We start from the raw sequence: 11,838 nt of genomic DNA on the forward strand, positions 1-11,838 counted from the left end.
AAGAGACTGTAGGGGGTAGAGCACTGTTTCGGCTAGGGGGTCATCCCGACTTACCAAACCGATGCAAACTCCGAATACCTACAAGTGCCGAGCATGGGAGACACACGGCGGGTGCTAACGTCCGTCGTGAAAAGGGAAACAACCCAGACCGTCAGCTAAGGTCCCAAAGTTATGGTTAAGTGGGAAACGATGTGGGAAGGCTTAGACAGCTAGGAGGTTGGCTTAGAAGCAGCCACCCTTTAAAGAAAGCGTAATAGCTCACTAGTCGAGTCGGCCTGCGCGGAAGATGTAACGGGGCTCAAACCATACACCGAAGCTACGGGTATCAYCTTCGGRTGATGCGGTAGAGGAGCGTTCTGTAAGCCTGTGAAGGTGAGTTGAGAAGCTTGCTGGAGGTATCAGAAGTGCGAATGCTGACATGAGTAACGACAATGGGTGTGAAAAACACCCACGCCGAAAGACCAAGGTTTCCTGCGCAACGTTAATCGACGCAGGGTTAGTCGGTCCCTAAGGCGAGGCTGAAAAGCGTAGTCGATGGAAAACAGGTTAATATTCCTGTACTTCTGGTTATTGCGATGGAGGGACGGAGAAGGCTAGGCCAGCTTGGCGTTGGTTGTCCAAGTTTAAGGTGGTAGGCTGGAATCTTAGGTAAATCCGGGATTYYAAGGCCGAGAGCTGATGACGAGTGTTCTTTTAGAACACGAAGTGGTTGATGCCATGCTTCCAAGAAAAGCTTCTAAGCTTCAGGTAACCAGGAACCGTACCCCAAACCGACACAGGTGGTTGGGTAGAGAATACCAAGGCGCTTGAGAGAACTCGGGTGAAGGAACTAGGCAAAATGGCACCGTAACTTCGGGAGAAGGTGCGCCGGTGAGGGTGAAGGACTTGCTCCGTAAGCCCACGCCGGTCGAAGATACCAGGCCGCTGCGACTGTTTATTAAAAACACAGCACTCTGCAAACACGAAAGTGGACGTATAGGGTGTGACGCCTGCCCGGTGCCGGAAGGTTAATTGATGGGGTTAGCTAACGCGAAGCTCTTGATCGAAGCCCCGGTAAACGGCGGCCGTAACTATAACGGTCCTAAGGTAGCGAAATTCCTTGTCGGGTAAGTTCCGACCTGCACGAATGGCGTAACGATGGCGGCGCTGTCTCCACCCGAGACTCAGTGAAATTGAAATCGCTGTGAAGATGCAGTGTATCCGCGGCTAGACGGAAAGACCCCGTGAACCTTTACTATAGCTTTGCACTGGACTTTGAATTTGCTTGTGTAGGATAGGTGGGAGGCTTTGAAGCGTGGACGCCAGTTCGCGTGGAGCCATCCTTGAAATACCACCCTGGCAACTTTGAGGTTCTAACTCAGGTCCGTTATCCGGATCGAGGACAGTGTATGGTGGGTAGTTTGACTGGGGCGGTCTCCTCCTAAAGAGTAACGGAGGAGTACGAAGGTGCGCTCAGACCGGTCGGAAATCGGTCGTAGAGTATAAAGGCAAAAGCGCGCTTGACTGCGAGACAGACACGTCGAGCAGGTACGAAAGTAGGTCTTAGTGATCCGGTGGTTCTGTATGGAAGGGCCATCGCTCAACGGATAAAAGGTACTCCGGGGATAACAGGCTGATACCGCCCAAGAGTTCATATCGACGGCGGTGTTTGGCACCTCGATGTCGGCTCATCACATCCTGGGGCTGAAGCCGGTCCCAAGGGTATGGCTGTTCGCCATTTAAAGTGGTACGCGAGCTGGGTTTAGAACGTCGTGAGACAGTTCGGTCCCTATCTGCCGTGGACGTTTGAGATTTGAGAGGGGCTGCTCCTAGTACGAGAGGACCGGAGTGGACGAACCTCTGGTGTTCCGGTTGTCACGCCAGTGGCATTGCCGGGTAGCTATGTTCGGAATAGATAACCGCTGAAAGCATCTAAGCGGGAAACTAGCCTCAAGATGAGATCTCACTGGGACCTTGAGTCCCCTGAAGGGCCGTCGAAGACTACGACGTTGATAGGTTGGGTGTGTAAGCGCTGTGAGGCGTTGAGCTAACCAATACTAATTGCCCGTGAGGCTTGACCATATAACACCCAAGCAATTTGCGAACTCGAGAGAGRCCAGATTGCGGTGTGTGAAGACGAAACGAACCGAAAGTTCGAGATRCTCACAAAACACCAAGCTGTCACATACCCAATTTGCTGAAGCGAGGCCAACCGGCCACGACTCAGTACCCGAATTTCTTGACGACCATAGAGCGTTGGAACCACCTGATCCCATCCCGAACTCAGAAGTGAAACGATGCATCGCCGATGGTAGTGTGGGGTTTCCCCATGTGAGAGTAGGTCATCGTCAAGATTAAATTCCAAAACCCCTATCTGCGTATGCAGGTAGGGGTTTTGTTTTTGTGGCCATTTTTTCTGCGGGAGCGAGCAAGCTCGCTCCTACGTAAAGAAAATGACATGAAAGTGACCCGGCGGTTTTTGCTATGGTGCAGCTCGTTTTTTTAACGGACTGTTTCAAGCCCAGGGATCGGCGTTTTCTTTTCAAAGAGCTGCTATAGAAATGCCCCAACCGATTCCGATCAAAGACCACGAAAAAGAGACGCGTCTGGTCAACAAGAGACTGATGGCCTGCGCCTTGTTCGTCGTCGCCATCACCTGCGCGCTGGTGGTTCGCCTGTACATCCTGCAGGTGGTGGAATTCGACTATCACTCGACGATTTCCGAAAACAACCGCGTCCACGTGCTGCCGATCACCCCTACCCGGGGCTTGATCTATGACCGTAATGGCGTGGTCCTGGCGGACAACCGGCCCAGCTACAACCTGACCATCACCCGCGAGCGAGCGTCCGATGTCAGTCAAGAGTTGGACGAAGTGGTCAGCTTGCTGCACCTGCCTGCTGAAGACCGCACGCAGTTCGACAAGGCGATGAAACAGGCACGGCACCCGTTCGTGCCGGTGACGTTGTTCTATGAACTGAGCGAGGAGCAGATCGCGGTACTGGCGGTCAACGAGTTCCGCTTGCCGGGCATCGATGTCGAGCCGCAGTTCGTGCGTCATTATCCGTTGGGCGAGCACTTTGCTCATTCGGTCGGCTACGTCGGACGGATCAACGAGAAAGAGTCCAAGGTCCTGGATACCGTCGAGTATCGAGGTACCCAATCCATCGGCAAGACCGGGGTCGAAAAATTCTACGAGTCGCAACTGCACGGCCACGTCGGTTACGAGGAAGTCGAGACCAATGCCCAGGGCCGCGTATTGCGTGTGCTCAAGCACACGGATCCGGTGCCCGGTGAAAGCATCGTCCTGAGCCTGGACGTCAAGCTGCAGGAGGCCGCCGAGCACGCCTTGGGCGATCGTCGTGGCTCCGTGGTTGCGCTCGATCCGTCCACCGGGGAAGTGTTGGCCATGGTCAGCAACCCGAGTTTCGATCCGAACCTGTTCGTCACCGGTATCAGCTCCAAGGAATACTCGGCGCTGCGCGATTCCATCGACCGGCCGCTGTTCAACCGCGTGCTGCGCGGGCTCTACGCGCCGGGCTCGACCATCAAGCCGGAAGTCGCCATTGCCGGGCTCGACGCCGGCATCGTCACGCCGCAGACCCGGGTCTTCGATCCGGGGTATTACCAACTCCCGGACTTCGACCACAAGTACCGCAACTGGAACCACAGCGGCGACGGTTGGGTGGACATGGACGCGGCGATCATGCGCTCCAACGACACCTACTTCTACGACCTGGCGCACAAGCTGGGCATCGATCGGCTGCATGACTACATGGCCATGTTCGGCCTCGGGGAAAAGGTCTCGCTGGACATGTTCGAAGAGTCTCCCGGCTTGATGCCTTCCCAGGCCTGGAAGCGCGCCACGCGGCGTCAGCCATGGTTCCCGGGGGAAACCGTGATCCTCGGCATCGGCCAGGGCTATATGCAGGTCACGCCGCTGCAACTGGCCCAGGCCACGGCGCTGATTGCCAATAAAGGCGTGTGGAACCGCCCGCACCTGGCCAAGACCGTAGACGGTGTGGCGCCGGTGGACGAGCATCCGATGCCGAACATCCTCCTCAAGGACCCGCGCGACTGGGAGCAGGTCAACCACGGCATGCAGATGGTAATGCACGATGCCCGCGGGATTGCCCGGGCGGCAGCGGCGGGCGCCCAGTACCGTATCGCCGGCAAGAGCGGCACCGCGCAAGTGGTGGCGATCAAGCAAGGCGAGCGCTACAACCGCGCGAAAACCCGCGAACGCAATCGAGACAACGCCTTGTTCGTCGGTTTCGCCCCGGCCGAACATCCGCAGATCGTGATTTCGGTGATGATCGAAAACGGCGAGGCGGGTGGTCGTGTCGCCGGTCCCGTGGTGCGGCAGATCATGGACGCCTGGCTACTCGATCAAGACGGCCATCTCAAACCGCAATACGCCGTGCCGAGCAAGGCAGCGGGCGATCCTCACGTATAAGCGTTCTATTATCCGCAGAAAATCATCGGCTCAAACGGTCAGCCGTTGGTGCAGGCTTTCGAGAAAGATCGTCTCGGCACGGCTCATGCGCTGTTCGCGGTTCCAAGTGGAAACAGTTAAGGTCAGGTCAGCCCACAATGGGCCAGATCCTGACACCGTTCGCCTGACCGCGCAGGAAGGCTCCTCCCGCACAGATGACCCCCACGTCATGGGTGGACAGCGGCGAGCTGGTCCTGCCCCTCGCCGGCTTCGGCTGTTCTGGCCACTACGACTATCATCTGGTACAGCCGCCGCTGGGAACGGTGCCCAAGCGACTGCTGGTGTTCATGAACTGGCTAGGGGAATGTGCGCTGCAATCATCACCTCAGGACGAGAACGAGGAAGTACGCTGAGGAAGGCCTGCGTACCTGTTAAGGATTAACTTGAATTGGCCGCAGAAAGGAGTCGAAAACCATGAAATTTGCCCAGAGATCCGGTCGCAAGACCCGCGTTGGCCTGTGTGTCTTCTTGCTGGCGACAGCAGCACAGGCCGATCCCCAGGGACAGAAAATCTACACCCAGGGCGGTGAGTCACCCGCCGCCCTGGCTTGCGCCACCTGTCATGGGCCCGACGGGATGGGCGTCGGTAGCGCCGGGTTTCCCCGGCTGGCGGGTTTGTCCCCGGGATACCTGGTGAAGCAGCTCGAGGATTTCCGCTCAGGCAAACGCAGCAATGCCGTGATGCAACCGATCGCAGCGGCGCTGACCGATCCCGAAGGCAAGGCGGTGGCGAGCTATCTCGGTGCCTTGGCTATCGCGGCTTCCAGTGCTGATTTGGCCCCCACGGGAAGTGTGGGCAGCGCCGCTGAGAAGTTGGTGAAACAAGGCGACTGGAGTCGCAATATTCCGGCTTGTGTCGCCTGCCACGGGGTGGGCAACAGCGGCGTGGGAGAAAGTTTTCCGCCACTGTTAGACCAGTCGGGCGTGTACATCGCGGCACAGCTCAATGCCTGGCGCAGTGGCACGCGCAAGAATGATCCCAATGATTTGATGGGGCATATCGCGCGCTCCCTCAGTGATACTGAAATCAGGGATCTGTCAGCCTATTTCGCCGGCCTGGGCGGGGAGGGCAAGCCATGAACAATGCACTGAAGGTCTGCCTTGGCATCGTGATTGCGGTACCGCTTCTGGCCGCCAAAACGTACTACGAAGAACGCGACGGGGTGACGGTCGCGAAGGTACCTGTGGCGGCGGCCGAGCCGGCTGAGCCAGTCAGGCCCGGGGTTTTTACGCCGCCCCAGGAAGCGCAACTGCCCGACAACGCCTTTGGCGAGCTGGTGCGCGAAGGTCGGGACATCTTTGTCGACACCCGGAAAAATGCCGCCGAGTTCGTGGGTAACGGACTCAACTGCAGCAACTGCCACCTCGATCAAGGTCGCAAGGCGGATTCAGCGCCGCTGTGGGGGGCCTATGGCATGTACCCCGCCTATCGAAAAAAGAACAACAAGGTCAATACGTTCACCGAGCGCATGCAGGGCTGCTTCGAATTCAGCATGAACGGCAAGGCACCCGCCAGTGACAGCCATGTGATGAAAGCACTCGGCACCTACGCCTATTGGCTCGCAACCAAGGCGCCTGTGGGTGAGGAACTGCCGGGGCGCCTCTATCCGGTTATCCCGGCCCCGGAAAAAGGCTTCGACCTGGTGAAAGGGAAACAAATCTATGCCGAGCAATGCGCCATTTGCCATGGCGCGCAAGGGCAGGGCCAACAGGCCGCAGGCACATTCGTGTTTCCACCGCTTTGGGGCAAGGACTCCTACAACTGGGGTGCTGGCATGCACCGTATCAACACGGCGGCGGGCTTCATCAAGCAGAACATGCCGCTGGGCAAGGGCGGTTCGCTGTCGGATGACGAGGCCTGGCATGTGGCGGCCTGGATCAACAGTCACGAGCGCCCCCAGGATCCGCGCCTGGTCGATGGCTCCGTGGAAAAGACCCGGGAGAAATACCACCAGGGCGATGGGGTCAACCTGTATGGCGAAGTCGTTAATGGCGTGACGCTGGGGCAGGGCATCAACTGAGCGCAGGCAGGGCCAGGCCGACTTGGCCCTGCTTGCTCAAGCGCCGGTTTACTGCTGCAGGATGAAGGTCGCCAGGCTGTTCAGCTCGTCGTTGCTCAACTGCGCGAAGGGCGGCATCGGGATGTCCCCCCATTTGCCGCTGCCGCCGTGCTGGATGCTCGACGTCAGCTTGGTCAGGGCCTGGGGGTCATTGGCGTATTTGGCCGCCACATCGTGATAAGCCGGGCCGACTACCTTGTGATCGATGGCGTGGCAGGACAGGCACGCGTTGTTCTCAAGCAAGGTCGTGGCGTCGACTTTTGCCACCGGGGCTGGGGCAGGTTGGCCCGCCGCCGGGTTCGAGGCGGCCAGCACATCGGCATCGCTCGCCTTGGCACTGCCGTAGGTGGCCGCCAGGTAGGCGCCGATAATGGTCACGTCCTGATCGCTGATCGGCGCACCGTACACGTGCTGCATCTTGCCCGCTTCCGCCGTCCACTGCGCCAGGCTCATGCCCGGTGGCTGGAAGTTGATGTAGTCGGCGGAATGGCAGGTGGAACACTTCTGCTGGGCCAGCGGGTAGCCCGGCAGGGTACTGGGCTTCAGCGCTGCCGTTTCCGGCGGCAGGGTGATCGACAGGGGCGCTGCGCAGGCGATGCCCGCCAGGCAGATTTGCGCCGCGCACAGCCAGCGGCTCATGAGTTTCATGGATTTCATCCGGCTCTCCTCAGGCGACGGTCACGTGGCTGGTTTCGACGACGTGCCGGCGATAGCCGGCTGGGTTCCAGTCGGCTTGCAGCGGTTGGAGCTCGCCCGCGCTGTTGCTGGCGCGCACCATCAGTTGGGTGGCGCCCTTGCGGGTAAAGGTGATCGCCAGCGTCCACTCGCGGAAGGAGTAACGGCCGAGGTCCTGGCCAAGCGTGGCTTCACGCCAGTTTTTTCCACCGTCGATGGACAGTTCGACCTTGTTGACCCCGGCACCGCCGTCGAACGCGATGCCCTTGAGCAACACGCTTTTTTTCAACGGCAACACATCGCCGTGTTTGACGCTGGTGATGAAGCTGCGTACCGGCAGTTTGGAAATCGGTTTGGTTTGCGCCGGCGTGGTGCCGGGGGCGATGCAGAAACAATCGTTGTCCGGCACCCGGTAACCCTTGGCCATGAAAAAACCGTCGTAGGTATGGTCGACGACTTCGATCTCGCTCAGGTGCTTGACCCAGTAGGTGCCGAAATAACCGGGCACCACCAGGCGTATCGGGTAGCCGTTGAGGAAGGGCAGGTCGGTGCCGTTCATCGACCAGGCGATCATCGGCTCACCGTCCATGGCGTGGCCGATGTCCAGGGCCTTGATGAACTCCGGGGTGCTTGGCAGCACCGGCTTGTCGAGGCCGCGGAAGGTCACTTGTCTGGCGTCGGCCTTCACCCCCGCTTTCTCCAGTACGGCCTTGAGCGGCACGCCCACCCAGCGTGCATTGCCCATCGAGCCGTTGCCCAACTGCGCGCCGAACACCCGGGGCATCGAGAAGCCGCGGCTGTTGCCCGAACATTGATTGACCGCCACCACTTCCACCGGCTCCGCCAGCGCCTTGAGCTCGACCAGGGACAGTGACAACGGAGTGTCGACCGCGCCCTTGACCGTCAGCCGGTAGCTGTCTGGATCGATGCTGGTGGGGAAATTGGCCAGGTGGTAACGCACGAAAAAGGCGTCGTTGGGCGTGATCGGCCCTTCGTTGAACACCGTGAAGGGCGTTTCCAGGTGCGGCGGGCGAGTGGTTACCAGGGTCAAGGGGCGTTTTTGCGGATACTGCACCAGCGGCCGTGGACCCGCCGCGAATGTCACGTCCTCGGCGTTTTCGTCGGCTGCCCGGGCGAGGCTGGCCAAGGGGGAGGCGGCCACGACCAGGGCCAAGGCATCGCGCAAAACGCGCCGTCGGGTGGGCTTGCCGGTATCGATAAAACTGAACTTCATGCTGCGCTCTCTTTGATTGTTTTTCTGAGATGCAACCGATAGCCCCCATCAGGGCGCAAAGGCATCGGTCTAGACGTGTCGCGAGACTGTTCGATGAGCCAACCAGTATCCCCAGGTGCGGGGTGTCTGCTTCTCATTGAGCGTCAGTGATTTAGCAATCGATGACAGAGGCGACCCCAGCGAGACCCTTTAGATGCCTTGTATTATGGTATACCGTTTGCCAAATTTACGTGGCTACCAGTCGAGCACCAGCGCCTGTCACCAAATGTGACGGCGCTGTCGTTCGATGAGATGCGTTCAGGCAGCCTGAAGCTTACATTCCAATCACGTAATCGCCGCAGTGCACCCAGAACGCTGATTGGAGAAAAAAAGCATGGCTCAAGTCGTACGATTTTACGAAACCGGTGGTCCCGAGGTTCTTCGTTTTGAAGAGGTCGAGGTCGGTGATCCAGGTCCCGGTGAGGTTCGACTGCGCCACGTGGCGGTCGGCCTCAACTATGCCGACACCTACTTTCGCAATGGCACCTATCCGATCCCGATGCCCAATGGCATCGGCGTTGAAGCCTCCGGTGTAGTGGAAGCCGTGGGCGAGGGCGTGAGCAATGTGGTGGTCGGGGACCGGGTAACCTATACCGGCTTCACCAATACCCTTGGCGCCTACAGCACCGAACGTCTGATCCCGGCTGCGCCACTGATCAAACTGCCGGAAAGTATTTCCTTCGAGAACGCCGCGGCCATGACCATGCGCGGGCTGACCTCGGCCTACCTGATGCGGCGCATCTATGACTTCAAGGCCGGTGACAGCATCCTGCTGCACGCGGCCGCCGGTGGTGTCGGCCTGATCGTTTCGCAGTGGGCAAAATTGCTCGGCCTGAACGTGATCGGCACCGTGTCCAGCGAGGCCAAGGCAGAGCTCGCCCGGGCTCATGGTTGCGATCACGTGATCAATTACAGCCATGAAGATGTGGCCAGGCGCGTGCGTGAATTGACCGACGGCGTCGGCGTCAACGTAGTGTTCGACAGCGTCGGCAAGAGCACCTTCGAGGGCTCGCTGGACTCCCTCAAACGTCGCGGCCTGATGGTTTGCGTCGGTACCGCATCCGGCCCGATTCCGCCCTTCAGCCCGGCACAGTTAGCGATGAAAGGCTCACTGTTCATGACCCGTCCGGCACTGGCCGACTACATCGCCGACCCGGCCGAGAAGGCTGAGCTGGCCGGTGAGATCTTCGGTCTGGTCGGCAGCGGCAAGATCAAGATCGAGATCAACCAGCATTACGGTTTGCTCGACGCCGTGCAGGCGCACCGTGATCTGGAGTCGCGCAAGACCACCGGTTCATCGATCTTCGTCATCTAAGGAGGTCTGCCGCCATGCAAGTCGAACAACTCACCTGCAGCATTGGCGCCGAACTGATCGGCGTGAACCTCGCCGATGCCGTCCATGACGACGGCCTGTTCGCCGAGATCCGCGCGCAGTTGCTCAAGCACCGCGTGCTGTTCCTGCGTGACCAGGACATCAGTCGGGCCGAGCATGTGGCCTTTGCCCAGCGCTTTGGCGAACTGGAGGACCACCCGGTGGTCGGCAGCCACCCCGAGTATCCCGGGCTGGTGCAGGTCTACAAGAATCCGGACAGCCCGGTCGACCGCTACGAGAACTCCTGGCACACCGACGCCACCTGGCGCGAGGCGCCGCCGCTGGGGGCCGTGCTGCGCTGCCTGGAGTGCCCGCCGGTGGGTGGCGACACCATGTGGGCCAACATGGTCGAGGCCTACAAGCATCTGCCCAACGACGTGAAAGCCAGGATCGAAGGCCTGCGCGCCCGGCACAGCATCGAGGCGACCTTTGGCGCGGCGATGCCGATCGAAAAACGCCTCGCGCTCAAGGCCAGGTACCCGGACGCCGAGCACCCGGTGGTGCGCATCCATCCCGAAACTGGTGAACAGGTGCTGTTCGTCAATTCGTTCACCACCCACTTCACCAACTTCCACACCGCCGAGCGGGTGCGTGTCGGCCAGGATTTCAGCCAGGGTTCCTCCGAGCTGCTGCGCTACCTGACCAGCCAAGCCAGCATTCCGGAGTACCAGGTGCGCTGGCGTTGGAAGCCTAACAGCATCGCGATCTGGGACAACCGCAGCACCCAGCATTACGCCGTGATGGATTACCCGCCCTGTCATCGCAAGATGGAACGCGCCGGGATCATTGGCGAAAAGACCTACTGAGCCACTCCACCTGCACCCACGCCAAGGCCTGCTCCGTACAGCCTGTCGGGCAGGCAAAAACAAAAACAGGAGATAACCATGCAGTTTTTCGACGATTCCCTGCACCCGGACACCATGGAAAAAGTGGTGATTACCGTCGCCCCTTACGCTCCACAATGGATGCCTGGCGACTTCCCGGAAGACATTCCGCTGACCATGGACGAGCACGTGCAGGCGGCAGTCGACTGCTATGAAGCCGGCGCCACCGTGTTGCACTTGCATGTCCGCGAGCTGGACGGCAAAGGCTCCAAGCGCCTGTCCAAGTTCAACGAGTTGATCGCCGGTGTGCGTGAAGCCGTGCCGGACATGATCATCCAGGTCGGCGGCTCGATTTCCTTTGCCCCTGAAGGTGACGGTGCCGAAGCCCTGTGGCTGTCCGACGACACCCGGCACATGCTCGCGGACCTGATGCCCAAGCCGGACCAGGTCACCATCGCCATCAACACCATCCAGATGACCATCACCGAGCTGTTGTTCCCGGAAGGCATCGAAGGCACCTCGCTGCTGGAGCCGGCCACCTATGCCGCCTACAGCGAAATGACCGTGCCGGCCGGGCCTGCCTTTGTCGCCGAGCACCTCAAGCGCCTGCAGGCGAGCAATATCCAGCCGCACTTCCAGCTGACCGGTATTCATGCCTATGAAACCCTGGAGCGCCTGGTGCGCAAGGGCATCTACAAGGGCCCGCTGAACCTGACCTGGATCGGCATCGGTGGCGGTTTCGATGGCCCGAACCCGATGAACCTGATGAACTTCATCAACCGTGTGCCGGACCGTTGCACCCTGACGGCCGAGTCGTTGCTCAAGAACGTGCTGCCACTCAACACCATCGCCATGGCCATGGGCTTGCACCCACGCCTGGGCAACGAAGACACCATCATCGACCAGCACGGCAAGCGCTTCTCTTCCGTCGAGCAGGTCAAGCAGACGGTGCGCATCGCCCACGAGCTGGGTCGTGAAATCGCCACTGGCAAAGAGGCGCGCGACATCTACCGTATCGGCGTGCAGTACGAGACCGTTGAAGAAACCCTGTTGGCCAACGGCATGGCACCGAACCGCAAGCAGGGGCAGAAGGGCGTACCACAACGCGGCTGATCCGCTGTGCGGGGCAGGCGGCCAATGGCGGCCTGCCTCGGTTCGGCTG

9 protein-coding genes and 2 rRNA genes are annotated in these 11,838 nt (G+C 59.8%); 9 read left to right on the forward strand and 2 right to left on the reverse strand.

The window, feature by feature from the left end; all coding sequences use genetic code 11:
• From BKX96_RS29860 to BKX96_RS29885, 6 genes are all read left to right on the forward strand, one after another.
• A 23S ribosomal RNA gene (locus BKX96_RS29860) occupies positions 1-2,061 on the forward strand; the annotation flags it as partial.
• 156 nt (positions 2,062-2,217) lie between these two features.
• Positions 2,218-2,333 (forward strand): 5S ribosomal RNA (gene rrf / locus BKX96_RS29865).
• Positions 2,334-2,540: 207 nt separating this feature from the next.
• Positions 2,541-4,433, forward strand: a complete 1,893-nt coding sequence (mrdA, locus tag BKX96_RS29870) for a penicillin-binding protein 2 (RefSeq protein ID WP_046818033.1) — start codon at positions 2,541-2,543, stop codon at positions 4,431-4,433.
• Positions 4,434-4,627: 194 nt separating this feature from the next.
• Positions 4,628-4,825 carry a hypothetical protein gene (locus tag BKX96_RS29875; RefSeq protein WP_256721721.1) on the forward strand — a complete coding sequence of 66 codons (198 nt, stop codon included), beginning with the start codon at positions 4,628-4,630 and terminating at the stop codon, positions 4,823-4,825.
• A 61-nt stretch (positions 4,826-4,886) separates the two neighbouring features.
• The gene (locus tag BKX96_RS29880) at positions 4,887-5,552 is read left to right on the forward strand and encodes a c-type cytochrome (protein WP_046818031.1); all 666 of its coding nucleotides are present in this window, start codon (positions 4,887-4,889) and stop codon (positions 5,550-5,552) included.
• Complete coding sequence (locus BKX96_RS29885; protein ID WP_046818030.1) at positions 5,549-6,493, forward strand: c-type cytochrome; 945 nt, start codon at positions 5,549-5,551, stop codon at positions 6,491-6,493. The genes BKX96_RS29880 and BKX96_RS29885 overlap by 4 nt, the downstream gene beginning before the upstream one ends.
• A 48-nt stretch (positions 6,494-6,541) precedes the next feature.
• Here BKX96_RS29885 and sorB read toward each other — a convergent pair whose 3' ends face one another.
• Entirely contained in the window at positions 6,542-7,189 is a 648-nt protein-coding gene (sorB, locus tag BKX96_RS29890; RefSeq protein ID WP_046818029.1) for a SorB family sulfite dehydrogenase c-type cytochrome subunit, read from the reverse strand.
• Between the two features lie 10 nt (positions 7,190-7,199).
• Positions 7,200-8,441: a SorA family sulfite dehydrogenase catalytic subunit gene (gene sorA / locus BKX96_RS29895; RefSeq protein ID WP_077186221.1), complete on the reverse strand. Its 1,242-nt coding sequence runs from the start codon at positions 8,439-8,441 to the stop codon at positions 7,200-7,202.
• A gap of 373 nt (positions 8,442-8,814) precedes the next feature.
• On the opposite strand from sorA, the gene BKX96_RS29900 reads away from it, so the two are divergent.
• The 3 genes from BKX96_RS29900 to BKX96_RS29910 all read left to right on the forward strand — a co-directional run bounded on the left by BKX96_RS29900 (position 8,815) and on the right by BKX96_RS29910 (position 11,789).
• Positions 8,815-9,795, forward strand: coding sequence for a quinone oxidoreductase family protein (locus tag BKX96_RS29900; protein ID WP_046818027.1), 981 nt, complete (start codon positions 8,815-8,817; stop codon positions 9,793-9,795).
• A gap of 14 nt (positions 9,796-9,809) precedes the next feature.
• Positions 9,810-10,658, forward strand: a complete 849-nt coding sequence (locus BKX96_RS29905; protein WP_046818026.1) for a TauD/TfdA dioxygenase family protein — start codon at positions 9,810-9,812, stop codon at positions 10,656-10,658.
• A 78-nt stretch (positions 10,659-10,736) separates the two neighbouring features.
• Entirely contained in the window at positions 10,737-11,789 is a 1,053-nt protein-coding gene (locus BKX96_RS29910; RefSeq protein ID WP_046818025.1) for a beta-keto acid cleavage family enzyme, read from the forward strand.
• Positions 11,790-11,838 lie beyond the last annotated feature (49 nt).

This window comes from Pseudomonas putida (genome assembly GCF_001976065.1).
In the GTDB taxonomy this organism is placed as follows: domain Bacteria; phylum Pseudomonadota; class Gammaproteobacteria; order Pseudomonadales; family Pseudomonadaceae; genus Aquipseudomonas; species Aquipseudomonas serbica.